The organism is Sphingomonas sp., assembly GCF_965200135.1.
Classification (GTDB): domain Bacteria; phylum Pseudomonadota; class Alphaproteobacteria; order Sphingomonadales; family Sphingomonadaceae; genus Sphingomonas.
On the sequence record NZ_CBDATK010000005.1, the window covers coordinates 91631 to 116295 of the forward strand.

26 protein-coding genes and 1 tRNA gene are annotated in these 24665 nt (G+C 69.3%); 13 read left to right on the forward strand and 14 right to left on the reverse strand.

Annotated features, from left to right (window positions below):
- Window positions 1-1224 carry a bifunctional glutamate N-acetyltransferase/amino-acid acetyltransferase ArgJ gene (argJ, locus tag ACOFKS_RS04405; RefSeq protein WP_419808033.1) on the reverse strand — a complete coding sequence of 408 codons (1224 nt, stop codon included), beginning with the start codon at window positions 1222-1224 and terminating at the stop codon, window positions 1-3.
- Between the two features lie 186 nt (window positions 1225-1410).
- On the opposite strand from argJ, the gene ACOFKS_RS04410 reads away from it, so the two are divergent.
- The 3 genes from ACOFKS_RS04410 to secA all read left to right on the forward strand — a co-directional run bounded on the left by ACOFKS_RS04410 (window position 1411) and on the right by secA (window position 5051).
- Window positions 1411-1899: a hypothetical protein gene (locus ACOFKS_RS04410; RefSeq protein ID WP_419808034.1), complete on the forward strand. Its 489-nt coding sequence runs from the start codon at window positions 1411-1413 to the stop codon at window positions 1897-1899.
- A 38-nt stretch (window positions 1900-1937) separates the two neighbouring features.
- Entirely contained in the window at window positions 1938-2228 is a 291-nt protein-coding gene (locus ACOFKS_RS04415; RefSeq protein WP_419808035.1) for a hypothetical protein, read from the forward strand.
- Window positions 2229-2309: 81 nt separating this feature from the next.
- Entirely contained in the window at window positions 2310-5051 is a 2742-nt protein-coding gene (gene secA / locus ACOFKS_RS04420) for a preprotein translocase subunit SecA (protein ID WP_419808036.1), read from the forward strand.
- A 160-nt stretch (window positions 5052-5211) separates the two neighbouring features.
- Here secA and ACOFKS_RS04425 read toward each other — a convergent pair whose 3' ends face one another.
- The 5 genes from ACOFKS_RS04425 to moaA form a co-directional block, all read right to left on the reverse strand.
- Window positions 5212-5823, reverse strand: coding sequence for a CC0125/CC1285 family lipoprotein (locus tag ACOFKS_RS04425; RefSeq protein WP_419808037.1), 612 nt, complete (start codon window positions 5821-5823; stop codon window positions 5212-5214).
- A gap of 140 nt (window positions 5824-5963) precedes the next feature.
- Window positions 5964-6395 (reverse strand): secondary thiamine-phosphate synthase enzyme YjbQ, encoded by a 432-nt coding sequence (locus ACOFKS_RS04430; RefSeq protein ID WP_419808038.1) that lies wholly within the window; start codon window positions 6393-6395, stop codon window positions 5964-5966.
- Between the two features lie 27 nt (window positions 6396-6422).
- Window positions 6423-6497: transfer RNA gene (locus ACOFKS_RS04435), tRNA-Asn, on the reverse strand.
- Between the two features lie 99 nt (window positions 6498-6596).
- Window positions 6597-7376 (reverse strand): NAD kinase, encoded by a 780-nt coding sequence (locus ACOFKS_RS04440; protein WP_419808039.1) that lies wholly within the window; start codon window positions 7374-7376, stop codon window positions 6597-6599.
- Between the two features lie 7 nt (window positions 7377-7383).
- Entirely contained in the window at window positions 7384-8388 is a 1005-nt protein-coding gene (gene moaA / locus ACOFKS_RS04445) for a GTP 3',8-cyclase MoaA (RefSeq protein WP_419808040.1), read from the reverse strand.
- 93 nt (window positions 8389-8481) lie between these two features.
- Between moaA and ACOFKS_RS04450 the strand changes: the two genes are divergently transcribed.
- Window positions 8482-9270 carry an EAL domain-containing protein gene (locus ACOFKS_RS04450; protein WP_419808041.1) on the forward strand — a complete coding sequence of 263 codons (789 nt, stop codon included), beginning with the start codon at window positions 8482-8484 and terminating at the stop codon, window positions 9268-9270.
- A complete protein-coding gene (locus ACOFKS_RS04455; RefSeq protein ID WP_419808042.1) occupies window positions 9270-9695 on the forward strand; it encodes a YybH family protein in 426 nt (141 codons plus the stop codon). The genes ACOFKS_RS04450 and ACOFKS_RS04455 overlap by 1 nt, the downstream gene beginning before the upstream one ends.
- Before the next feature lie 4 nt (window positions 9696-9699).
- Here ACOFKS_RS04455 and mfd read toward each other — a convergent pair whose 3' ends face one another.
- The gene (gene mfd / locus ACOFKS_RS04460) at window positions 9700-13167 is read right to left on the reverse strand and encodes a transcription-repair coupling factor (RefSeq protein WP_419808043.1); all 3468 of its coding nucleotides are present in this window, start codon (window positions 13165-13167) and stop codon (window positions 9700-9702) included.
- A 99-nt stretch (window positions 13168-13266) separates the two neighbouring features.
- The gene (locus ACOFKS_RS04465) at window positions 13267-13530 is read right to left on the reverse strand and encodes a succinate dehydrogenase assembly factor 2 (RefSeq protein ID WP_419808044.1); all 264 of its coding nucleotides are present in this window, start codon (window positions 13528-13530) and stop codon (window positions 13267-13269) included.
- A gap of 93 nt (window positions 13531-13623) precedes the next feature.
- Here ACOFKS_RS04465 and recG point away from each other — a divergent pair, with 93 nt between their 5' ends.
- Window positions 13624-15675 (forward strand): ATP-dependent DNA helicase RecG, encoded by a 2052-nt coding sequence (gene recG, locus ACOFKS_RS04470; protein WP_419808045.1) that lies wholly within the window; start codon window positions 13624-13626, stop codon window positions 15673-15675.
- Here the strand turns inward: recG and ACOFKS_RS04475 are convergent.
- From ACOFKS_RS04475 to serS, 4 genes are all read right to left on the reverse strand, one after another.
- Window positions 15672-15986 (reverse strand): PilZ domain-containing protein, encoded by a 315-nt coding sequence (locus tag ACOFKS_RS04475; RefSeq protein WP_419808046.1) that lies wholly within the window; start codon window positions 15984-15986, stop codon window positions 15672-15674. The two genes, recG and ACOFKS_RS04475, sit on opposite strands and share 4 nt — an antisense overlap.
- An 81-nt stretch (window positions 15987-16067) precedes the next feature.
- Window positions 16068-17294, reverse strand: coding sequence for a tyrosine--tRNA ligase (gene tyrS / locus ACOFKS_RS04480; RefSeq protein WP_419808047.1), 1227 nt, complete (start codon window positions 17292-17294; stop codon window positions 16068-16070).
- 38 nt (window positions 17295-17332) lie between these two features.
- A complete protein-coding gene (locus ACOFKS_RS04485; protein WP_419808048.1) occupies window positions 17333-18430 on the reverse strand; it encodes a peptidoglycan DD-metalloendopeptidase family protein in 1098 nt (365 codons plus the stop codon).
- A gap of 13 nt (window positions 18431-18443) precedes the next feature.
- Window positions 18444-19724, reverse strand: coding sequence for a serine--tRNA ligase (serS, locus tag ACOFKS_RS04490; protein ID WP_419808049.1), 1281 nt, complete (start codon window positions 19722-19724; stop codon window positions 18444-18446).
- Between the two features lie 94 nt (window positions 19725-19818).
- Here serS and ACOFKS_RS04495 point away from each other — a divergent pair, with 94 nt between their 5' ends.
- The 5 genes from ACOFKS_RS04495 (at window position 19819) to ACOFKS_RS04515 (ending at window position 22587) form a co-directional block, all read left to right on the forward strand.
- The gene (locus ACOFKS_RS04495) at window positions 19819-20277 is read left to right on the forward strand and encodes a host attachment family protein (RefSeq protein ID WP_419808050.1); all 459 of its coding nucleotides are present in this window, start codon (window positions 19819-19821) and stop codon (window positions 20275-20277) included.
- 103 nt (window positions 20278-20380) lie between these two features.
- On the forward strand, window positions 20381-20638 hold the full coding sequence (locus tag ACOFKS_RS04500) for a hypothetical protein (RefSeq protein WP_419808051.1): 258 nt from the start codon (window positions 20381-20383) through the stop codon (window positions 20636-20638).
- Window positions 20639-20649: 11 nt separating this feature from the next.
- A complete protein-coding gene (locus tag ACOFKS_RS04505; protein ID WP_419808052.1) occupies window positions 20650-21255 on the forward strand; it encodes a hypothetical protein in 606 nt (201 codons plus the stop codon).
- Between the two features lie 392 nt (window positions 21256-21647).
- Window positions 21648-22109, forward strand: a complete 462-nt coding sequence (dksA, locus tag ACOFKS_RS04510; RefSeq protein WP_419808053.1) for an RNA polymerase-binding protein DksA — start codon at window positions 21648-21650, stop codon at window positions 22107-22109.
- Window positions 22110-22185: 76 nt separating this feature from the next.
- Entirely contained in the window at window positions 22186-22587 is a 402-nt protein-coding gene (locus ACOFKS_RS04515) for a PilZ domain-containing protein (protein ID WP_419808054.1), read from the forward strand.
- A 19-nt stretch (window positions 22588-22606) separates the two neighbouring features.
- Here ACOFKS_RS04515 and ACOFKS_RS04520 read toward each other — a convergent pair whose 3' ends face one another.
- Window positions 22607-22759, reverse strand: coding sequence for a YdcH family protein (locus tag ACOFKS_RS04520; RefSeq protein WP_419808055.1), 153 nt, complete (start codon window positions 22757-22759; stop codon window positions 22607-22609).
- 163 nt (window positions 22760-22922) lie between these two features.
- Between ACOFKS_RS04520 and ACOFKS_RS04525 the strand changes: the two genes are divergently transcribed.
- Together ACOFKS_RS04525 and ACOFKS_RS04530 are read left to right on the forward strand one after the other, a co-directional pair.
- Entirely contained in the window at window positions 22923-23120 is a 198-nt protein-coding gene (locus ACOFKS_RS04525; RefSeq protein WP_419808056.1) for a YdcH family protein, read from the forward strand.
- A gap of 72 nt (window positions 23121-23192) precedes the next feature.
- On the forward strand, window positions 23193-23654 hold the full coding sequence (locus ACOFKS_RS04530) for a DUF1465 family protein (RefSeq protein WP_419808057.1): 462 nt from the start codon (window positions 23193-23195) through the stop codon (window positions 23652-23654).
- A 31-nt stretch (window positions 23655-23685) separates the two neighbouring features.
- Here the strand turns inward: ACOFKS_RS04530 and ACOFKS_RS04535 are convergent, their stop codons facing one another.
- Complete coding sequence (locus tag ACOFKS_RS04535; protein ID WP_419808058.1) at window positions 23686-24645, reverse strand: NAD(P)H-dependent flavin oxidoreductase; 960 nt, start codon at window positions 24643-24645, stop codon at window positions 23686-23688.
- Window positions 24646-24665: the final 20 nt, after the last annotated feature.

Sequence of the window (24665 nt, forward strand, 5' to 3'; positions counted from 1 at the left end):
CTAACTCCGATAGTCGGCGTTGATCGAGATGTAGCCATGCGTCAGGTCGCAGGTCCAGACGGTGGCGCTGCCTTCGCCCAAGCCAAGGTCCGCGCCGATCTCGATCTCCTGGCCTTTCAGATGCGTGGCGACGGGTGCCTCGTCGAAGCCCTCCACCGCCAGCCCCTCGCGCGCGACCTGCGTGTTGCCGAAGCGGATCGACAGCTTGTCGCGCTCGGCGGGTTCGCCCGCCTTGCCGACCGCCATCACCACGCGGCCCCAATTGGCGTCCTCGCCCGCGATCGCGGTCTTCACCAGTGGGGAGTTGGCGATGCTCATCGCGACCCGGTGGGCGGAGCGGTCGCTTTCGGCGCCGGTGATCTGCACCTCGATCAGCTTGGTCGCCCCTTCGCCGTCGCGCACCACCAGCAGCGCGAGCTGACGGCACAGGTCGGCGAGCGCGGCGCGGAAGGCGTCGGCCCCGTCGCTGTCCTCGGTCAGCGGCGCAGTGCCCGCCGCGCCTGTCGCAAAGGCGAGCACGGTGTCGCTGGTCGAGGTGTCGCCGTCGACGGTAATGCACGAGAAGCTGGCCGCGTTGGCCGCCGCCAGCGCGGCTTGCAGGAACGCCGGCTCGACCGCCGCGTCGGTAAACACGAAGCCGAGCATCGTCGCCATGTCGGGCGCGATCATGCCCGATCCCTTGATGATGCCGACCAGCGTCACGCGGCGGCCATCGACGATCGCGGCGGTGGTCGCCGCCTTGGGAAACGTGTCGGTGGTGCCGATCGTCTCCGTCGCGGCACGCCAGTCGCAGGGTTCGGCGGTGAAGGCGGCGTCCAGCCCGGCCTCCGCCTTGTCGATCGGCAACGGCACGCCGATCACTCCGGTGGAGGCGACGAAGACGTCCGATGGCTGGCAGCCTAAATGCCGCGCCGCGCGCGCCGCGATCGCCTCGACGGCGGCGCGACCACGGCTGCCGGTGAAAGCGTTGGAGTTGCCGGCGTTGACCACCAGCGCACGGGCCTGCCCCAGCGTCAACGCCTTGCGGCACCACTCGACCTCGGGCGACGGACACCGGCTCTGCGTCAGCACGCCTGCCGTCACCGTGCCCGGCGACAGTTCGGCGTAGGTCAGGTCGCAGCGGTCCCACGTCTTGTACCGCGCCCGCGCCACCCGCAGCGTGACGCCGGCGACGGGCGGGAGGTCGGGGAAAGGAAGGGCCAGTGGCGAGATTGTGGATGACATCTACATGATCCGTTGGCTAGCAAGGTGACGTTCGAAGGGAGCCGTTAGCGTGTCGATCCTGATCGCAATAGGCGCTGTGTCGCTGGCCGATCGTGCCCAATCGCAGGCGTCCGGGCCAAGGCAGCGGGATTGCAGCCCGATCGCCGCGAATGGTGCTCACCCGACGAGGACGATGGCGGTAGGCCCATGAGCATAGCCCGTGATCCCGAGCAACGCGCGCGCGACGGACGGCTGGCGTGGATCATCGTCTGCTGCTGCGCCGTCGTCAGCCTCGTCATTCTCGGGGTGGTGATCCATGCGGTGAGCACGCCGCTGGTCAGGCTGGCGGAACGAAGCGCCGAGGCCGGTCGGCCGGCTCCGCCGACGGTTTCGACCGATGAGCCCGCGACGTCGGCCGACGAGCCTGCGACCCTGGCGCTGTCGGCACCGCAGCGGGGTGAAGAGACGGTGCGCAAGCGGGTTGGGCCGCCGCCTTCTCTTCGCCCGGCACCCCCGGCGAACCGTTCGGGCGGCGCGAGCGACGAGGTCCGCAAGGGTGGTTCAGCGACCGAGGGGCAAAGCGGCAAATCGAGCAGAGACGATGGAGCCGGGTCGAGCGGGTCCATCGGCCGCGACTCGCCCGGCAGCGACGACGATGACGGGGACGAGGCACCGAACCCCGCGCGGCGGATCTGAGCCCGGCGGTGCCGCCCGCCTAGCCGCCGTCGGGAGCGGTGCTGGACGGTCGCACCCGCAATGCCTATGTCGGGCGCGTGAACCTGCTGCTGCTCCTCTCCGCCCTGCTGTCGGCGCTGACCGGCGCGCAGGGCGTGACGCGGGCGGCGCCCGTGCCGATGGCGGTCAGCCAGCATGCCGAGCGCGCAGTGGTCGAGCGCGTTGCGCACGTCGTCGCGCCGGGCCGACCGATGGTTGCGTTGCCGCGACCGGCCGGCCTGTCCGTGCTGCCTGCGGGCTGGGTGCTCGCGCCCGCGCAGCCGATCTATCTGAGCCGCCGCCGCGAATAGCGGCCGCGCGCTTCCCCTTCCGCTCGTCCTTCGCGCCGCGTCCCGGATGCCGCGCCACGCTCCCGTATCAGGAACTCGCTTATGCTCGGCGGCCTTGCCAAATCGCTGTTCGGTTCGTCCAACGACCGGTACGTCAAATCCCTCAACCCGCTGCTGGCGAAGATCGCGAGCTTCGAGCCGACGCTCCAGGCGATGTCCGACGAGGATCTCGCCGGTCAGACGGCGGTCTTCCGCGAGCGGCTGGCGAACGGGACCAAGCTCGACGACCTGTTGCCTGAAGCGTTCGCGACGGTGCGCGAGGCGGCGCGGCGCGTGCTCGGCCAGCGGCATTATGACGTGCAGATGGTCGGCGGCATCGTCCTCCACCGTGGCGAGATCGCGGAAATGCGGACCGGCGAGGGCAAGACGCTGGTGGCGACGCTCGCGACCTATCTCAACGCGCTGCCCGGCGACGGCGTCCATGTCATCACCGTCAACGACTATCTCGCGGCGCGCGACGCCGATTGGATGGGGCAGGTCTATCGTTTCCTGGGGCTGTCGGTGGGCGTGATCGTGCCGAACCTGACCGACGAACAGCGCCGCGACGCCTATGGCAGCGACATCACCTATGGCACGAACAACGAGTTCGGTTTCGACTATCTGCGCGACAATATGAAGTACGATCGCCAGTCGATGGTGCAGCGGCCGTTCGCGATGGCGATCGTCGACGAGGTCGATTCGGTGCTGATCGACGAGGCGCGCACCCCGCTCATCATCAGCGGCCCGACCGACGACAAGTCCGAACTGTACATGCAGGTCGATGCGGTCGTGAAGCAGCTCTCGCCCGAGGATTATGAGAAGGACGAGAAGCAGAAGACGATCATCCTGACCGAGGACGGCACCGAGAAGGTCGAGCGCATGCTCGAGACCGCAGGCCACCTCCAGGGCGACAACCTGTACGATTTCGAGAACACGCAGGTGGTTCACCACCTCAACCAGGCGCTGCGCGCGAACGTGATGTTCAAGCGCGACACCGACTATATCGTCAAGGACGAGAAGGTCATCATCATCGACGAGTTCACAGGCCGGATGATGGACGGGCGACGCTGGTCGGAGGGGCTGCACCAGGCGGTCGAGGCGAAGGAAGGCGTGACGATCGAGCCCGAGAACCAGACCATGGCCTCGATCACCTTCCAGAACTATTTCCGCATGTATCCCAAGCTGTCGGGGATGACCGGCACCGCCGCGACCGAGGCGGCGGAGTTCTACGACATCTACAAGATGAACGTCGTCTCGATCCCGACCAACGTCACCGTGCGCCGCGAGGACGAGGAGGACGAGTTCTACAAGGACACCAAGGACAAGTTCGCCGCGATCGCCAAGAAGATCGGCCATCACGCGGGCCTCGGCCAGCCGGTGCTGGTGGGCACGGTCTCGATCGAGAAGTCCGAGCTGCTGAGCGAATTCCTCCAGGCCGAAGGCGTCGAGCACCGCGTGCTGAACGCCCGCCATCACGAGATGGAGGCGCACATCGTGGCGCAGGCGGGGCGCAAGTCGGCGGTGACGATCGCCACCAACATGGCCGGGCGCGGCACCGACATCCAGCTCGGCGGCAATCTGGAGTTCAGAGTCAACGACGAGCTGGCGCAGATGGCCGAAGGACCGGAGCGCGACGCCGCGATCGAGCGGATCAAGACGGAGATCGTCGCGGAAAAGGCCGAAGTGCTCGCCGCCGGCGGTCTGTTCGTGCTCGGCACCGAGCGGCATGAGAGCCGGCGCATCGACAACCAGCTGCGCGGCCGGTCGGGACGTCAGGGCGATCCGGGGCTGAGCCGGTTCTACCTGTCGCTCGACGACGATCTGCTCCGCATCTTCGGCCCGGACACGCTGTTCGCCAAGATGATGCGGAACAACATCGAGGATGGCGAGGCGATCGGATCGAAGTGGCTGTCCAAGGCGATCGAGACCGCGCAGAAGAAGGTCGAGGCGCGCAATTACGACATCCGCAAGCAGGTCGTCGAATATGACGACGTGATGAACGACCAGCGCAAGGTCGTCTACGAGCAGCGCAGCGACATCATGGATGCCGACGCGGTCGGCGACGTCGTGGCGGACATGCGCGCGGAAACGGTCAACGTCATCGTCGGCGAGGCCTGCCCGCCCAATTCCTATCCCGAGCAGTGGGACGTCGCCGCGATGAAGGAGCGCATCCAGGGCGTACTGGGCGTCGACCCGCCGATCGACGACTGGCTGACCGAAGAATCGATCGATCCCGAGCTGGTCGAGGAGCGCGTCCGCCTGGCGGCCGACGAGGCGATCGAGGCGAAGTCGAAGGACCTCGACGCCGAGACGTGGACGCAGGTCGAGAAGTCGATCCTGCTCCAGAACCTGGACCACCACTGGAAGGAGCATCTGGCGACGCTGGATGCGCTGCGTCAGGTCGTCCACTTGCGCGCCTACGCGCAGAAGACGCCGATCAACGAGTACAAGCAGGAGGCGTTCGCGCTGTTCCAGCGGATGCTCGACAGCATCCGCGAGGACGTGACGCGCACGGTGGCGCACGCGCAGTTCCAGATGCAGCCATTGCCGCAGCTGCCCGAACTGCCCGACTTCATCACCACGCACTTCGACCCGTTCACGGGCGAGGACGACAGCCGCGACATCGACGGCGGCACGCTGGGCACGGTGCGGTCGCAGCTACCGCCGTTGCAGACGGTGCGGCCGGAAGCGGCGGACCTGGGCGACAATCCGGAACATTGGGAGGGGAAGGTCAGCCGCAACGCGCCATGCCCGTGCGGGTCGGGGCGCAAATACAAGCACTGCCATGGCTCGCTGACCGCGTAAGGCGCCCGCGCAGGCCCGGCCGACGTCGTAAGGCCACTGGCGATAGGCAGCCGAGCCGCGGCTTGCGGCCGAGATGCCGCAAACTGAAATGGCGAGGACAGCGTCTGCTGCCCTCGCCATTTTGTCGATAGACGCCGTCCGGAGACGGGCAGGGCGTGCCCTACCGCCGCTGGTCCTGGCCCGGCAGCACCACCGTCGGCCCGATCCGCTGCGTCACCTGATGCGCGTCGAAGGCGCGGATGTTGTCGCGGGGGATGGGACCACGGCCGATCACGATTTCCGCCGTCGCCTCGTAGCGCTGGACGGTCTGGATATCGAAATCGTTGAACGCGCCGAAGCCACCGCCATACCACGGGCTCCAGCCGAAGCCACGACCGAAGCCGCGCCCGTAATAACGCCACGACGGGCCCCAATAACCGCCACCGAATCCACCATAGCCCCAGCCGCCGCCGATCCCCGGCGTCGTGTAGGTGCGCGACTGCAGGTCGGTGTCGCGATTGGCCATGACGAAATAGTCGCCGCCGCTCTGCAGCGTGATCTCGGCGGCGCGGAACAGCAGATAGCGTTCGACGGTGTCACGGGGTGTCGAACTGTTGCCCGCGAACGTGACGAGGAAGCGGTTCTGCTCCACCTGCCGCTCGCTGAAGCCGGTGGCGTTGAAGCCGCGTCCGGTCGACGGATGATAGGTCGTTTCCGACATGCACGCGCCGAGCAGCAGCGTGGCGGACGCGGCGGTCGCGAGCATCAGCTTGCGCCCAGAAAAGATGGACATGGTGTTCTCCACTACCCGGCCGGATGCCGCGATGACTCGCGTTTAGCCAGTGCAAATGGAACGTGCGATGAACGGGTTTGTTTCAGCGACGAAAAACTACCGACATTCAATCACTTCACCGGCGTGGCTGCTCGGGCCCGTCACGCTCCCAGCAGATGCAGCGCCAGCTCGCGGCGATGCGAGCGGCGACGATGCTCCCACAGGTAGATGCCCTGCCAGGTGCCGAGCAGCGGCACGCCGTCGGCGACGGGGATCGACAGGTGGATTCCGGTCAGCACCGCGCGCAGATGCGCGGGCATGTCGTCGGGACCCTCGTCGTCGTGCTCGTAGCCGTCGCTCTCGGGCGCGATGCGCTCGATCCAGCGTTGCAGGTCGCGGCGGACGGCGGGCGCGGCGTTTTCCTGGATCGCGAGCGAGGCGCTGGTGTGACGGCAGAAGATGGTGAGCAGACCCTCGGTCATGCCCTGTCGCCGGACCCACTCGCTCACGCGATCGGTGACCTCGTGCAGCCCCGCACCGCGTGTGTCGATGCCGATGATGCCGGTGGCTTGCCGAAGCGATGGCTCAGTCATGCGCTGTGACCGGCATCTTTGCGCGAATGGCTCCCTGAGTTGGATTCGAACCAACGACCAAGTGATTAACAGTCACCTACTCTACCGCTGAGCTATCAGGGACCGTTCACGCAAGCGCGCTCTATACGCGGGTGGAATGGGGATTCAAGCCCCTGTTGGGGCGGTGCGGCGCGGCGGCAAGGCCGCGTCGTCGGACGGGCGCTACGCCGCAAACTGCTCCATCGTGATCCGATCGTCCAACGCGTGTTCGGGATCGAACAGCAGCGTCAGCTCGCGTGCCCGGTCGAGGGCGATCGCGACGGCCGCGACATCGCGCACCTCGCGCTGGTCCGCCACCGCCGACACCGGCCGCTTCGCCGGGTCGAGCACGCGCAGATCGACCCGCGTCTTGTCCGGCAGGATCGCCCCGCGCCAGCGACGCGGGCGAAAGGGGCTGATCGGGGTCAGCGCGATCAGCGCGGAGCCGAGCGGCAGGATCGGCCCCTGCGCCGACAGATTATAGGCGGTCGAACCGGCCGGCGTCGCCGCGAGAATGCCGTCGCAGGCAAGCTCGGGCATCACGACGCGGTCGTTGATCGACACCTCCAGCTTCGCGGTCTGGCGCGTTTCGCGCAGCAGCGACACTTCGTTGATCGCGGGCAGCGTGTGGACGCGGCCGTCGACGCCGGTCGCGGTCATCTGCAGCGGCGCGACGCGGAACGGCTTGGCGCGCGCAAGCCGCTCGTCGAGGCCATGCGCGCGATATTCGTTCATCAGGAAGCCGACCGTGCCGAGGTTCATGCCGAACACGGGGACCGCGAGCTGACGCCGCTCCAGCATCGCATGCAGCGTCTGGAGCATGAAGCCGTCGCCGCCGAGCGCGATGACGACATCGGCCTCGTCGACCGGCGACCACTCCCAGGCGTCCGCGAGCGCCGCAGCAGCCTCGCGCGCCTGGGGCGTAGGCGAGGCGACCAGCGCTCGCCGCGAATAGTCCGTCATGCGGCGATCATCCGCCGGTGACGCTCATGTGGCGCGCCACGGCGGGAGTGGCGCCGCGTTCGATCGAGAAGTCGTGACGGCGTGGCTTGATCCGCAGCGCCTCGTCGATCGCGTCGTCGAGCGCCGACAGGCCGCCGTCGCGCAACGCCGCCTTCAGGTCGACCTGATCGTCATGGCCGAGACAGGCGTAGAGCTTGCCCTCCGTGGTCAGCCGCACCCGATTGCAGCCGTCGCAGAAATTGGCGGTCAGCGGCGAGATGAGGCCGAGGCGTGTGCCGCTGCCGTCGACGCGCCAATAGCGCGCCGGCCCGCCGGTGCGGTGTCCGTCGCGGGCCAGGTCGAACTCGCGCTCCAGCCGCTCGAAGACGCGGGTCAGCGGCACGAAGCGATCGACGCGGTCCTCGTCGATCGCACCCAACGGCATGGTCTCGATCAGCGACAGGTCGTGGCGCTCGGCGACGCACCAGCGCAGGATCGCGGGGATCTCGTCCTCGTTGAGCCCGGCGAGCGCGACGGTGTTGATCTTGACCGCCAGCCCCGCCGCCTTTGCCGCCGCGATGCCGCCGAGCACCTGGGTCAGGTCGCCGTGGCGCGTGATGTGGCGGAAGCGGTCGGCGTCGAGGCTGTCGAGGCTGACGTTCACGCGCCGGATGCCGGCGGCGAACAGCGCGGGCGCGTGCTCCGCCAGCCGCGTGCCGTTGGTGGTCATGGTCAGCTCGTCGAGCCCGGCGCCGACGTGCCGACCCAGCCGCGTCACCAGCTCGCCGACGTCGCGCCTGACCAGCGGCTCACCCCCCGACAGCCTGATCTTCGTGACCCCGCGCGCGATGAAGCGCTCGGCGATGACCGCGATCTCCTCCAGCTGGAGCAGCGCCGAGCGCGGCAGGAAGGTCATCTTCTCCGCCATGCAATAGCGGCAGCGCAGGTCGCAGCGATCGGTGACCGAGATGCGAAGATAGCGGATCGTGCGCCCGTGTGCGTCGACCAGCGACGGGGAGGGGGAGGACGCCATAGCTTCTCAGCTAAGCGCTGTGTCCCATTGCGACAAGGCTTGGCGATCCGGACGGCGTGGCGTGGGCGCGGCGGCTGGGGTAGGAACGGCGGCATGGCCCGCTCCGTCGCCCCGCTCGCTCCGCGCCGCCGCCTCGCCGACGATCTGCGCGCGGCGATCGACGGGGGCGAGATCGAGCTGCGCTATCAGCCGCAGGTGACGATCGCGACCGGCGAGATCAGCGGCGTCGAGGTGCTGGCGCGATGGCGGCATGCGCGGCTGGGCGAGCTGGGGGCGGCGAAGCTGTTCGCGGCGGCGACGCGCGCGGCGCTGCTGCCGGCGCTGTCGCGGCACATCCATGCGGCGTCGCTGGCGGCGGTGGAGCGGTGGCCGGCGTCGCTGGCGCACCTCGACGTGGCGCTGAACGTGACCGCGTCCGACCTGGCGCGCGCCGATGTCGCCGACGAGCTGCTCGGGCGCGCGGCGGCGCACGGCATCGCCCCGGCGCGGCTGACGGTGGAGGTGACCGAGCACGAGCTGATCGCCGATCTGGACGCGGCGGCGGCGCGGCTGGCGCGGCTGCGCGCGGCGGGCGTGCGGGTGGCGCTCGACGATTTCGGCAGCGGCTATTCCAGCATCGCCTATCTGAAGGCGCTGCCGCTCGATTATCTCAAGATCGACGGCGGGCTGGCGGGCGACATGCTCGGCACGCCGCGCGAGCAGGTGGTGGTGCGCCACGTCATCGCGATGGCGCGCGAACTCGGGTTGGGCGTCATCGCCGAGGGGGTGGAGAGCGAGGCGCACCGCGCGGTGCTGGCCGAGGCCGGGGCGACGCACTATCAGGGGTTCCTGTGCGCGCCGCCGCTCGACGGCGCGGCACTCGCGAGGCTGATGGAGGCATGATGCGCGCGCTGTTGCTGCTACCGGCGCTCGTCGCCGCGACGCCGGCCCCCGACCCCGCGCTGTCGGGCGCGCAGGCGCAGGTCATGGCGGCGATGACCGCGAGTGCGGCGGGGTGGAACGCCGGCAGCCTGGAGCGGTTCGTCGCGGTCTATGCCGACGACGCGACCTACGTCACGCGCGACGGCGTGGTGCGCGGCAAGGCGGCGATCGCCGACCGCTATCGCGCGAGCTTCGCCGGCGGGGGCAACACGCGCGGGCGGTTGAGCTTCCAGCCGGTCGCGTTCCGGACGCTCGGCCCCGCGCAGCAGCTGCTGATCGCGCGATGGACGCTGACCGGCGGGGCGAAGGAAGAGAGCGGCCTGACCTCGCTGGTGTGGGAACGCCGCCCGGCGGGGTGGCGGATCGTCGCGGATCATTCGAGCTGAGCCGCTAGCCCGCCGTCTTCGCCAGCCCCTTCGCCAGCTGCAACGCGCCGTGCAGCCGGGCCTTGGCATCCGGCCAGGCGCGGGTGAGGACGAACTTCGCGTCCGGCCTGATCTTCGCCGCCGGGGCCAGCCGCTCGGTATAGGCGAGCAGCGCGTCGACGTTGGGCGGCTTGTTGTCGCGGAAGGTCACGACGACGCCCTTGGCGCCGACGTCCATCTTGCTGATGCAGGCGCGCTTGGCGTTGAGCTTGATCTCGATGACCCGGATCAGGTTGTCGGTCGCGTCGGGCAGCGGGCCGAAGCGGTCGATCATCTCGGCGGCGAACGCCTCCACGTCCTGCGCTACGTCGAGGTCGTTGAGGCGACGGTACAGCCCCATCCTGAGGTCGAGGTCGGGGACGTAATCCTCCGGGATCAGGATCGCGGCGTCGACGGTGATCTGCGGCGAGAAGTCGCGCGGGCGCTGCGCCATGCCGCCGGCCTTGGCTTCCATGATCGCCTCCTCCAGCATCGACTGGTAGAGTTCGAAGCCGACCTCCTTGATATGTCCCGACTGCTCGTCGCCCAGCAGGTTGCCGGCGCCGCGAATGTCGAGATCGTGGCTGGCGAGCTGGAACCCCGCACCGAGCGAGTCGAGGTCGCTCAGCACCTTCAGCCGCTTCTCCGCCGTGACGGTCATCTGCCGCTCGGGTGGCGTCACCATATAGGCATAGGCGCGGGTCTTCGACCGGCCGACGCGGCCGCGCAGCTGATAGAGCTGGGCGAGGCCGAAGCGGTCGGCGCGGTTGACGATCATCGTGTTGGCGGACGGGATGTCGAGCCCGCTCTCGACGATGGTGGTCGAGATCAGCACCTCGAACTTGCGGTCGTAAAAGGCGGACATCCGCTCCTCAACCTCGGTCGGGCTCATCTGGCCGTGCGCGACGACGTAGCGGACCTCGGGCACTTCGGTGCGGAGGAACTCCTCGATATCGGGCAGGTCGGCGATGCGCGGCGTGACGAAGAAGCTCTGGCCGCCGCGATAATGCTCGCGCAGCAGCGCCTCGCGCAGCACCACCGGGTCCCACGGCATGACATAAGTCCTGACCGCGAGTCGATCGACCGGCGGGGTCTGGATCACCGACAGCTCGCGGATGCCGCTCATCGCCATCTGCAACGTGCGCGGGATCGGCGTCGCGGTCAGCGTCAGGACGTGGACGTCGGCGCGCAACGACTTCAGCCGCTCCTTGTGGGTGACGCCGAAGCGCTGTTCCTCGTCGACGACCACGAGCCCCAGCCGCTTGAAGTCGATGTTCTTCGCCAGCACCGCATGGGTGCCGACCACCACGTCGATCGTGCCGTCCGCCAGCGCGCCTCGCGTCTGCGCCGCCTCCTTGGCGGTGACGAGGCGGGAGAGGCGGCCGATCTCGATCGGAAAGCCCTCGAACCGCGCCTTGAAATTGTTGAAATGCTGGCGCGCGAGCAGCGTCGTCGGACAGACCACCGCCACCTGCTTGCCCGCCATCGCGGCGACGAACGCGGCGCGCAGCGCGACCTCGGTCTTGCCGAAACCGACGTCGCCGACGACCAGCCGGTCCATCGGCTTGCCCGCGCCCAGATCCTCGATGACCTCCCCGATGGCGCGATCCTGGTCCTCGGTTTCCTCGTAGGGGAAACGATCGACGAAGCTCGGATAGCCGCTGGCGTCGGGTTCCAGCACGTCGCCGGCGTGGAGCGCGCGTTCGGCGGCGGTGGCGATCAGTTCACCCGCGATCTCGCGGATACGCTCCTTCATGCGGCTCTTGCGCCGCTGCCACGCCTCGCCGCCCAGTCGGTCGAGCGCGGTGCCGTCCTCGCCCGAGCCGTAGCGGGAGAGCACCTCGAGGTTCTCGACCGGCACGTAGAGCTTGTCGCCACCGGCATAGCTGAGCGCCACGCAATCATGGGGGCTCTGGCCGACCGGGATCGAGGTCAGCCCTTCGTAGCGGCCGATGCCGTGGTCCGCGTGAACGACCAGGTCGCCCTGCGACAGCGTCGCCAGCTCGGCGAGGAACGCATCGGCGGACTTGCGCCGCTTCTGCCGCCGGATCAGCCGGTCGCCGAGCATGTCCTGCTCGGTGAGGACCGCGACGCCGGGCGCGGTGAAGCCGTGGTCGAGGCCGAGCACCACCAGCGCCGCGCCCGCCGTCCCGAGCGCCTGTTGCCAGGTATCGACCAGCTTGCCGGCGAGGCCATGGTCCTTCAGCAGCCCGTGCAGCCGCTCGCGCGCGCCGATCGAGTAGCTGGCGAGGACTACCTTGCGGCCGCCGCGCTGTTCCTTGGCGACGTGCTCCGACACCGCTTCGTAGATGTTCGCGCCGCTGCCGCGTTCGGGCGCGAAGTCGCGGGGGCCATCGACGCCGAAGTCGATGACGGTGCCACTCTCCGGCTCGTGGAACGGCGTCGCGAGGTGGGCGCGCGCGGCCGCTGTCGCGGCGGACCATTCGTCGGGGGTGAGATAGAGCGCATCCTTGGGCAGCGGACGATAGCTGCCCGACTCGGCCGCTTCGGCGCGGCGGCGGTTCTCCCAATAGTCGGCGATCGCCTCGAACCGCTGCTCGACCGCCGCCGGGATACCGCCGTCGCGGACGACGATCGCACCGTTTTCGATCGGGCCAAGATGATCGAACAGCGTCGTCAGCTTCTCTTCGAACAAGGGCAGCCAATGCTCCATGCCCGCGAGCCGTCGGCCCTCGCTGATCGCCTGATACAGCGGGTCGCCGGTGGCCGTGGCGCCGAAGCGTTCGCGATAATGGCTGCGAAAGCGCTTGATCGACTCCTCGTCGAGCAGCGCCTCCGACGCGGGCAGCAGCGTGAATCGCTCCAGCCGCCCGGTGGTGCGCTGGTCGGCGGGGTCGAAGCTGCGGACGGTCTCGATCTCGTCGCCAAAGAAGTCGAGTCGCAGCGCCTGTTCCTCGCCCGACGGGAACAGGTCGACGATGCCGCCGCGCACCGCATATTCGCCGTGATCGTGGACGGTATCGGTGCGGACATAGCCGTTGGCCTGAAGCAGCACGGCGAGCCGGTCGCGGCTGATCCGTTCGCCGGGGCTGAGCGTCGCCACGAGCTGCCGGATGCGGAACGGGGTCAGGACGCGTTGCGTCGCGGCGTTGGCGGTGGTGACTACCAGCTGCGGCCGGTCACGCTTCTCCTGGAGGCGATGCATCGCGGCGATCCGCTCGGCCATGACGCGCAAGCTGGGTGAGGCGCGGTCGTAGGGCAGGCAGTCCCAGGCGGGAAAGGTGACGACTTCCAGCTCGGGCGCGAAATACGGCGCGGTGGCGGCGATCGCGCGCATCGCAGCGTCGTCGGGCGCGACGAACACGGCGCGCCCACCCTGCTTCTGCGCGGCGGCACGCGCGAGGTCGGCGAGCAGCGACGGCAGGAAGCCGGTGGGCGCACCCGCCAGCGTCAGGGGCTGTTTGGCGGCGAGCATGGTCTTGAGGTCGGGCATGGGCACTTTCGTCACCCCGGCCTTTAGCCGGGGTCCCGCTGCCCTGTCGGCGCGGGAGAAGAAGCGGGTTCCCGGCTCAAGGCCGGACGACGAAGATCCTTACGGCACGGTCACGAAGTCCATCCGCCGCATCGCCTGCATCGCATCGCCTTCCCAGCGCTCCGGGCAAGTCTGCGTCCCCAGCGCCCAGGCCATGATATCCACGTCCTGTTCCTCGATCAGCGCTTCGAACCAGGCGAGTTCCGCCTCGTTCCAGCGTTCGCCATGCGCGTCGAAGAAGCCGCCGATCATCAGATCGGCCTCGCGGGTGCCGCGGTGCCAGGCGCGGAAGCGCAGGCGCTTAAGGCGATACTCTCGATCCATGACAGCCTTGCAGAAACGCCCTTGCGGGCCTTGGTCCAACGGCGATTGGCCGGCCTGTTCGGAACAGGTCGGCGCGGCTACAGCCAGATAGTCATGCGGCCCGACATCCTCAATCCATTGTTCGCGGAGGCGAGTGCGTTGACCGGGGTCGGTCCGGCGGTCGCCAAGGCGCTGGAACGGCTGAAGCTGACGCGCGTCGTCGACCTGCTCTTTCACCTGCCCACCGGCTGGATCGACCGACTGCCGCGCGACGAGCTGATGCAGGCGGATGTCGGCCGTACGATCGCGATCACCGTCACGCCCACCGAGCACCGCATCAGCCGCTCGCCGCGCGGACCGAGCCGTGTGCTCGCGACCGACCGGCACGGCAATTACGTCAGCCTGACCTATTTCGGCGGATCGTCGGGCTATGTGAAGAAGCTGTTGCCGCTGGGCGAGGCGATCCGCGTGTCGGGGCGGCTCGATCAATATGGCCAGGAACTGCAGATCGTCCATCCCGAGCTGGGCGAGGCGGACGGGCCGGTGCGCGAGCGCGAGGCGATCTATCCGCTGACCGAGGGGATGACCTCGCGCAAGCTCGCCGGACTCGCCGAACAGGCGATCGCGCGGGCGCCCGATCTGCCGGAGTGGATCGACGCCGGGTTGAAGGACCGGCGTGGCTGGCCCGATTGGAAGGAGGCGCTGACCCGCGTCCATGCCGACCCCGCCGATGCGGTGGCGCGGGCGCGGCTCGGCTATGACGAGGTGTTCGCCAACCAGGTCGCGACCGCGCTGGTCCGCGCCTCGACCCGCGCGCGCAAGGGACGGGCGCTGGCCGGCGACGGGCGGCTGCGCGACCTGCTCAAGCTGCCCTACGCGATGACGGGCGCGCAGGCGCGGACGGTGCGCGAGGTCGAGGGCGATCTGGCGCAGGCGGCGCCGATGCTGCGGCTGCTCCAGGGCGACGTCGGCTCGGGCAAGACGCTGGTCGCGGCGATGGCGCTGTTGATTGCGGTCGAGGCAGGCGCGCAGGGCGCGCTGCTGGCGCCGACCGAGATCCTGGCGCGGCAGCATGGCGAGACGCTGAAGCGCCAGCTATCCGGGCTGCCGGTCGAGGTCGCGGTGCTGACCGGCCGCGACAAGGGCCGCGCGCGCGAGGCGACGCTGATGGGGCTGGCGGACGGGTCGATCGACATCCTGGTCGGCACGCACGCGATCTTTCAGGAGGCGGTGAGCTATCGCGACCTGGGGCTGGTGGTCGTCGACGAGCAGCATCGCTTCGGCGTCGCCGAGCGGCTGTTGTTGCAGGCGAAGGGGCGGTCGCCGCATCTGCTGGCGATGACCGCGACGCCGATCCCGCGCACGCTGACCCTCGCGCAATATGGCGAGATGGACGTCAGCCGCCTCGACGAAATGCCGCCGGGCCGCCAGCCGATCGAGACGCGGGTGGTCTCCGACGAGCGACTGGACGAGATCGTCAACGCGCTCGGCCGGCATCTGGCGGACGGGAAGCAAGCCTATTGGGTCTGCCCGCTGGTCGAGGAGAGCGAGCGCTCCGACATGGCCGCCGCCGAGGCGCGCGCGGAGGCGCTGCGGCGACGCTTCGGCGAGCGAGTGGGGCTGGTCCACGGGCGGATGCGCCCGGAGGAGAAGGACGCGGCGATGGCCGATTTCGCCGCCGCGCGCACCGCCGTGCTGGTCGCGACGACGGTGATCGAGGTCGGTGTCGACGTGCCCAACGCCACCCTGATCGTGATCGAACATGCCGACCGCTTCGGCCTCGCTCAGCTCCACCAGCTGCGCGGGCGGGTGGGGCGGGGCGGGGGCGTCTCGACCTGCCTGCTGCTGCGCGGCTCGGCGTTGAGCGAGACGTCGCGCGCGCGCCTCGCGCTGCTGCGCGAGAGCAACGACGGCTTCCGCATCGCCGAGGAGGATCTGCGCCTGCGGGGCGGCGGCGAGTGGCTGGGGACACGGCAGTCGGGGGAGGCGGGGTTCCGGCTGGTGCCGCCCGATCAGCTCGCCGACCTGCTCGCCTGCGCTCATGACGACGCCCGCCTGCTGATCGAACGCGACGGCGGTCTGGAGGGTTCGCGCGGGGAAGCGGCGCGGACGGCGTTGTATCTGTTCGATCAAGACGCGGGCGTTCAGCTGCTCAGGGGTGGCTAACGCCGCATCGCGCTCAGCATCGCGTAATAGTCTTCCAGCCGCATCGGCGACGGCACGCGGCAGCCGATCCGGCCGCCCAGCGACCAGCGCACCTCGACCGGGAGCTGGCCGACGCCGGGTAGCTCGATGCGGAGCCGGTCACCCTCGTTGCACGCGGTGTCGCACCGCGCCATCAGCCCGCCGGGCGAGGTGTTGACGACGACCAGCGAGACCACTTTCCCGTCCGGCCGCGTGGCACGGGTGCGATGGTGCACCGGATCCCGTGCCTCGCTGCGCTCCTCCGTCGTCCATCTCAGCGCGCTTGCCGCCACACCCAAGCTCCCTGCTGCTGGTTGACCCGAAACTAGGCGCCAGAGCTTTGCCGGGTGCGAAGGAAGATGGTTTCGCGTGTGTTACCTACGGCGCAGCAGCGCGTGCTTCTTCTTGCCGAGGCCGACTTTGGTCGAACCGCCCGGCGACAGCGCGACGACATGCCCGTCCGCGACGACGGCGTCGTCGACCCGCACCGCGCCTTCGCCCAACTTGCGGCGCGCCTCGCCCTTCGACGCGGCGAGCCCGGCCAACACCAGCGCGTCGACGATCCCGATCGTGTCGTCCGGTATATCGAAGGTCGGCAGCGCCGCGCCGGCGCCACCCTCATCGAAGGTCCGCCGCGCCGTCTCCGCCGCCACCCGCGCCGCCTCGTCGCCCCGGCACATCGCGGTGGCGGCGTCGGCGAGCACGACCTTGGCCGCGTTGATCTCCGCCCCCGCCAGCTTCTCCAGCCGTGCGATCCCGTCCAGCGGTACGTCGGTGAACAGCCGCAGGAAGCGGCCGACGTCCCGATCGTCGGTGTTCCGCCAGAACTGCCAGTAATCGTAATGCGACAGCTGATCCTCGTTCAGCCACACCGCGCCGGCCATCGTCTTGCCCATCTTGCCGCCGTCCGCGGTGGTGATGAGCGGCGTGGTGACGCCATAGACCTCCGTCCCGTCCATCCGCCGCGACAGCTCAATGCCGTTGACGATATTGCCCCACTGGTCGGACCCGCCCAGCTGCAACCGGCACCCGGCGCGGCGCGACAGCTCCAGGAAGTCGTACGCCTGGAGGATCATGTAGTTGAACTCGAGGAAGCTCAACGACTGTTCGCGGTCGAGACGCAGCTTGACCGAGTCGAAGCTGAGCATCCGGTTGACGGAGAAATGCTGGCCGACATCGCGCAGGAACGGGATGTATTCCAGCGCGTCGAGCCACTCGGCATTGTCGAGCATCACCGCGTCGCTCGGCCCGTCCCCGAACCGCAGGAAGCGCGCGAATACGGTACGGATCGAGGCGATGTTGGCGGCGATCGTGTCGTCGTTCGCCAGCTTGCGCGCCTCATCCTTGAAGCTCGGGTCGCCGACCTTGCCGGTGCCGCCGCCCATCAGCACGATCGGCTTGTGCCCGGCCTGCTGGAGCCGGCGGAGCAGCATGATCTGGACCAGGCTGCCGACGTGGAGCGACGGGGCGGTCGGGTCGAAGCCTATATAGGCGGGCACGACCTGCCGCGCGGCCAATGCGTCCAGCGCGGCGGCGTCGGTCACCTGATGGATGTAGCCGCGCTCGTCGAGCAGGCGGAGCAGGTCGGACTGATAGGTCATGGCGCGCGTGTAACGAACGGTGCCCGCGATGACGAGAGTCAGCGCCGGGGCAGCTGGTCCTCGGGGTTCACCGGCACGCGGCCGCGGCGGAGTTCGAAATGGACGGCGGGGCGGTCGACGCTGCCGGTCTCGCCGGCGAGGGCGATAGTCTGGCCGCGCTTCACCGCCTGGCCGCGCTGGACCAGCAGGCGGCTGTTATAGCCGTACACGGTGGTCCAGTTGCTGCCGTGCTTCAGGATGACGAGGCCGCCGAGCGACGGGATCGCGCTGCCGACATAGGCGACGACGCCGTCGGCGGCGGCGTGGACGGGGGTGTTGGCGGGGACGGCGATGGTGATGCCGTTCTGCCGCTCGCCGCTCTGGCCGGGTCCGAAGCGGCTGATGAGGCGGCCCTCGGCGGGCCAGGCGAAGCCGCCGCCGGCGAAGCGTACCGGCGAGGCGACGACGGCGGTGGCGGGCAGCACGCGGGTCGGGCCGGCGGCGGGGCGCGAGGGCCGCGCGTTGGTCGCGATCGCAGGCTCGCCGCCGGTCAGGATGTCGTCGATATCCAGCCGGAAGGCGGCGGCCCGCTGCGCGGCGCTGCTCGGTACGGCGCCCGTCGCCGCTTCGCCGGGGACCAGCACGCGCTGTCCGGTGCGGAGAATGAAGGGTTCGACCAGCCCGTTCGCCTCGACGATGCGGCGCCACGGCGTGGCATAGGCGCGCGCGATCGCAATGCCGGTCTCGCCGACCTTGACCAGATGATAGCGGCCGCCGGGGATCTCCAGTCGATCACCGACCCTGACCGTGTAGGGCTGCTCCAGGTCGTTCGCGCGCGCGATGGCGTCGACGCCCGCGCCGGTCTGCGCGGCGATGCGGGTCAGCGTATCGCCGGGTGCGACGGTCCAGGTCGAGGCGGGCACCTCGGGCGCGTCGGCGACGACCGGGCGCGCGACCCAGGCGGGCGGCGGCGCGGGCAGGGCGCTGACGCCCTCGTCGCCGCGCTGCGGGACGTAGTCGGGCTCGGGCGGCGGCGGCTCATCGCGCTGCGGATATCCCTGTGCGCGGGGCGGCGGATAGTCGCGCGCGCCGTCGTCCAGGCTGGGGATGCACCCCGTGAGCGTCGCCGCCGTCACTGCCACGATCACCAGACGCATGCCCGCTTCTCCCTCAGCCGCGCGGCTCCAGCCGGTTCAACCCGCCCAGATAGGGCTGCAGCACCGTCGGCACCGCGACCGAGCCGTCCGCCTGCTGGTAGTTTTCCAGCACCGCCACCAGCATCCGCCCGACCACCAGCCCGGAACCGTTGAGCGTATGGACGAAGCGCGTCCCCTTCTCGCCCTCCGGCCGATAGCGCGCGTTCATGCGGCGCGCCTGAAAATCGGTGCAGGTCGAGCAGCTCGAAATCTCGCGATACCGGTCCTGCCCCGGCAACCAGACCTCCAGGTCGTACGTGCGCGCGGCGGAGAAGCCCATGTCGCCGGTGCACAGCTTCATGCGGCGGAACGGCAGCTCCAGTCGCGTCAGCACGTCCTCGGCGACGGCGGTCATCCGCTCGTGTTCGGCCTCCGACTGGTCGGGCGTGACGATCGAGACCATCTCCGCCTTCTCGAACTGATGCTGGCGGATGAAGCCGCGCGTGTCGCGTCCGGCCGCGCCCGCTTCGGAGCGGAAGCACGGCGTCAGCGCGGTGAAGCGCAGCGGCAGGTCGGCGGCGGCGAGGATCTTCTCGCGGACGATGTTGGTCAGGCTGACCTCGGAGGTCGGGATCAGGTAGCGGCCATCGGTCGTCTTGAAGAGATCCTCTTCGAACTTGGGCAGCTGGCCGGTGCCGAACATCGCGGCATCGCGCACGAGCAACGGCGGCACCACTTCCTCATAGCCGTGATCGCGCGTCAGCACGTCCAGCCCGAACTGTCCCAGCGCGCGGTTCAGCCGTGCCGCATGCCCGCGCACCAGCGTGAAGCGGGTGCCGGCGATCGCCACCCCGGTTTCGAAATCGAGTCCGAGCGGCGGGCCGATCGCGTCGTGCTCCCTGATCGTGAAATCGAACACCGGGGGGCGCCCGCGCTCGTGGACCAGCTCGTTGTCGTTCTCGTCGGCACCCTTCGGCACGTCGGGCAGCGGCAGGTTGGGGATCGCCGCAAGCGCCGTGTCGAGCGTCGCTTCAAGGCTCTGTTCGTTTGCCTCCAGCGCGGGCAGCCGCTCCTTCAACACGGCGACCTCAGCCATCAGATCAGCCGCCGATGCCTCGTCCTTGCGGGCCTTTGCCTGGCCGATCGCCTTGGACAGCTCGTTGCGCCGGGCCTGCGCCGCCTGCGCCTCGGCGATGGTTTGCCGCCGCCGCCCGTCGAGCGCGAGCAGCGCCGCCGACTGCGACTCCACCCCACGCCGGGCGAGCGCGGCGTCGAAGGCGGCGGGGTCGTCGCGGATCAGGCGGATGTCATGCATGGGGCAGGGGCTATGGCGGGCACCCTCCGGGGGCGCAACCCTGACGGGATCGGGCGCGTTACCCTCAAGACCAACAACGAAGGAGAACGCCCCCATGCAGGTTCCGCACGACACCTATGTGCTGGTCGCCGACGGGCGCAAGCTGCTGTTCCTCCGCAACGACGGCGACGCGCAGGCGCTCGATCTGAAGGTGGAAAGGGCGGAGGAACAGTCCAACCCCGCGACCCGCGATCAGGCGACCGACGCGGCGGGCCGGGCGTCGTCGACCGGCGGGGGCGGCCGTCACGGCCATTCCGGCAGCTCGGTGGAGCCGACCGACTTCCATCAGCTGGAGGAAGACCGCTTCGCCGCCGACGCGGCCGAGATGCTGAAGAAGCGCGCGCTCGCCAACGGGTTCGAGCGGCTTATCATCGTCGCCCCACCCAAGACGCTGGGCGAACTCCGCAAGCATTACCACAAGGAGGTGGAGGCGCGGCTGACCGGCGAGCTGGCGAAGGATCTGACCGGGCACACGATCCCGGACATCGAAAAGGCGCTGCTCGCGGCGGACTGACCCTTGGGTCGGAGATGAAAAGGCCCGCCGTTCCCCCGAACGGCGGGCCTCCGCGTGCCGACCTGCTTGGGATCAGGCGGGCACGCGATCCCTGGCGAGCCGCTTGCGCGCGACCAGCGCGGCGGCGGCGGCGCCGAACAGCAAGACCATCGGCGGCGCGGGCACGGGGGTCGGCGGTCCACCGGACGAGCCGGGCGGGCCGCCCGAACTGCTCGACGAGCTGGACGAGGACGAGGACGAGGACGAGCTGGACGACGAACTGCCCGACGCGCCGCTGCTCCCGCCCGTGCTGCTGGTGCTCGACGACCCGTTCGACGACCAGCCGCCGGTCGACGACCAGCCCTGGCTGGACGAGCCGTAACCCGACGAACCGTGGTCGCCCGGCTTGTCCGGCTTACCGGGCGTGCCGCCGCCGTTCTGGTTCTGGTTTTCGTTCTGATTTTGGTTCTGGTTCTGGTTCTGGTTCTGGTTCTGATTCTGGCCTTGCGACTGCTGGTTCGAATTGTTGTTCGTATTGTTCGCGTTGCTGTTGCTGGCGCTGTTGTTCTGGTTGTTCGACGAGTTGTCGTTGCTGTTCCGAACATCGACGACCGCGTTGCCGCTGGACGTCGAGGACACGACGATGCTGCCCGACGACCCGCCGCTGCCGCCGAAGCCGCCGCCGAACCCGCCGCCGAAGCCACCGCCGCCGAAAAAGCCGCCGCTGCCCCCGACGACGACCGGCACGCCCCCGCCGCCACCGCCGGAAAAGCCCTGGCCGATCGGCAGGGGCGGGGCGCTGGCGACCGTGACGACCGCCGGCGGGCAACTGGCCGTGGTGGTCGTGGTCACGATCCGGCGGCGCGGCTGCACGCGCGCGACCTGGCGGCGGACGACGCGATGCGTGATGGCCCGGTGCACCACAGCCTTGCGAGGACGCTCGGCGACGTGGACCGCGCCGCCGCCGATCACGGCGCCGCCGCACGCGCAGGCGCATAGTTTCGCCAAAGCCATCCGAACGGACATAACCCAATCTTCCCTGTTGGCGCCCCGGTCGAATTCCTCGCGGAAGTCGCTCAAGTCGCGGGACTGCTACAACGACAGTGCAAAACGGGAAGTTAAGTTCAAGCGCGTTAACCACGATACTGACGCCGAACGGGCGCGACGGGCATCCGGCGCCCCGAACACTTCGCTTAACGTGCCAGCGCGGGACGCTTTCATGTCGCAAAGAAGCGGTCGGTGATGCCCGGAAGTGACACTCGCGCCCCAAGCGCCTCGATCGCGCCACCCCTTCTTGTCGGGGTTGGCGCACCTGACTATAGGCGCGCGCCATGGGGGCGGCCCGACCGACACGGCGTCATCGTGTCGGCAGGCCGCGAGGGAGAGTGGTCATGGCTACCGTGTTTCAGCGCGTGGATACCAGGGCGGATCTTGCAGCGGCCAACGATGCTGCACCGACTTATCGGCCGACCGCCGACGAGCCGTTTATGAGCCTGCGTCAACAGGCCTATTTCCGCACTAAACTGGAGCAGTGGAAAGAGGCGATGCTGCGCGAGTCGCAGGACACGCTGTCGCAGCTGCAGATCGACTCGCTGCGCGAGGCCGATCTGACCGACCGCGCATCGAGCGAGACGGACTGGTCGATCGAGCTGCGGACGCGCGATCGGCAGCGCAAGCTGATCTCCAAGATCGACGCGGCGTTGCGCCGCATCGACGAGGGCGAGTACGGCTATTGCGAGGTGAGCGGCGAGCCGATCAGCCTCGGGCGGCTGGAGGCGCGGCCGATCGCGACGATGAGCATCGAGGCGCAGGAGCGCCACGAGCGGCACGAAAAGGTCAGCCGCGAGGATTGACGCCGCGCGCGTCCTTAACGCTTCGATAAGATTTTCCGGTGCAGGGTCGTGCGCGGTAGATCGCAACGGATTGGTGATGGACGGAATCGATCGCGTTCAGTTCGGCCCGGTCGACGAGACGCCCGACACGGTGTCCGGCGACGGTGGCAAGCGGCAGCGCAAGCGCGACAGTCTGTTCCTGTCCGCGCGTCTGTCGCTCGACGGCGTGCGCGGCGAGCATGAGGTTCGCGTTCGCAACCTGTCGGCAGGTGGTCTGATGGCCGAACTGGACCGCAGCGTCGCACCGGGCACCGCCGCGACACTGGAGATGCGCGGATTGGGCGAGTTGACGGGGCGGGTCGCCTGGTGCGCGCATGGCCGGATGGGGATCGCGCTGGACAATCCGATCGACCCCTCCCGCGCGCGCACCTCGGTCGGTGGCGGCAAGCGCACGCCGGGCTATGCCAAGCCGCTGATCGTGGCCGGCCGGCACGGCTGAGCGCGCCGGGCCGTCGTTCCTACAGCGTCGAGATTTCCTCCTTCAGCCGCAGCTTCTGTTTCTTCAGGCCGGCCAGCACCTGAGCATCGGGCAGCGGTCGCGTGGACTCCTCGGCGATGCGCCGATCGAGCGCGGTGTGCTTGGTTTCCAGGGCTGCTTGATGCGTCGTCATAACGGCACCTCCGGTTCGCTTTGGGGATACGGAGTAAATCACCGGCGCGCCGGAAAGTCGCGTGACATTTCGTTGCCTGAGATCAACCGAGCGGCCCGGTGCGACGACCCGTTGCGCCCTCCTCCTTCGCCGCTATGCCGGCTTGCAGTCAGGGGGGACGGCAATGGACGAGGCGCAGGTCAAAGGGCGGCTGGAGGTCGCGAGGGAGGAACATCGCGACCTCGACGCGGCGATCGACGCGCTCGCGTCTGAGGCCCTGCCCGACCAGCTGCGGGTCGCGCGTCTGAAGAAGCGCAAGCTGCGGCTGCGGGACGAGATCGCACAGCTCGAAGGCAGTCTGATCCCCGACATCATCGCCTGACGCCCCGTCGTGGGACGGCGGTGACGGCGCGCGGCGCTGGCGGCGGCCGGGCGCCTATGGCAAGCACGCCCGATGCCCGACGCCGCCCGAGACTCGCGCCTTCACCGTCGTTTGGTCGACTCTCTGCACGTCGAGGCGATGCTGCTCGCCGACGAGGCGCGTGCGTATTTCGACGAGTCGGGACGGGCCGAGCGCGAGGCGCTGGACCCGTTGGACCGGGTCGGGTTCTCTTGCGAGTCGCTCAAGGTCACGACCCGTTTGATGCATGTCATCGCGTGGCTGTTGACGCAGCGGGCGATCGACGCCGGTGAGCTGCGGTTGCGCGATGCGTTGCACCCCTCGCGCCGATTGGGCGAGGCGCCGGTCTCCGAGGCCGCGACGGTCGAGGTGCTGCCGTGGCGCGCGCGCGGGTTGATCGAGACCAGCGCCGATCTGCATCGCCGCGTCGCGCGGCTGGACGCCGCGCAGGCGGGGGACACGCCATCCGATAGCCCGGTGCGGGAGCTTCAGGAGCGACTGGCGCTCTCGTTCTAGGCGCTTGTAGCTTCAGTGCCGGAGCGACGGTTCAGGCCGCCAGCCGCGCCTTGGCGGCGTCGTACTGCTGTTTCAGCCGCCCGACCCGGACCGCCACCGACTCGACCCGGTCGACCGCGCCGATGCCCTGGCCTGAGCCCCAGATGTCGCGCCACGCCTTGGGCTTGGCCGAGTTGCCTCCGCCGAAGTCCATCGTCTTGAGGTCGCCTTCGGGCAGGTTGTCGGGATCGAGCCCCGACGCCTGGATCGAGCCACGCAGGTAATTGCCGTGAACGCCGGTAAAGAGGTTGGAATAGACTATGTCGGACGCGCGGCCGTCGACGATGCCCTGCTTGTAGGCGGGGTCGGCGTTCGCCTCCTCGGTCGCGATGAAGGGCGAGCCGATATAGGCGAAGTCGGCGCCCATCGCCTGCGCCGCCAGCACCGCATCGCCGGTCGCGATCGATCCCGAGAGCGCCAGCGGGCCGTCGAACCACTGCCGGATCTCCCCGATCAGCGCGAAGGGCGACAGTCGCCCGGCATGGCCGCCGGCACCCGCCGCGACCGCGATCAGGCCGTCCGCGCCCTTGTCGATCGCCTTGCGCGAGAAACGGTCGTCGATCACGTCGTGGAGCGTGATGCCGCCCCAGGCGTGCACCGCCTGGTTCAGCTCCGCGCGCGCGCCCAGCGAGGTGATGGTGATCGGCACCTGCCACTTCGCGCAGGTGGCGAGGTCGGCTTCGAGCCGGTCGTTCGACTTGTGGACGATCTGATTGACCGCGAAGGGAGCGGCGGGGCGATCGGGGTGGTCGCGATTGTGCGCCGCCAGTTCTTCGGTGATGCGGTGCAGCCACTCGTCGAGCAGCGTCTGCGGCCGCGCGTTGAGTGCCGGAAACGAGCCGACGATCCCCGCCTTGCATTGCGCGATCACCAGCTCGGGACCGGAAATGATGAACAGGGGCGAGCCGATCACGGGCAGCGCGAGGCGGTCGAAGATGGCGGGAAGCGACATGGTTGGGTTGTGTAGCGCAA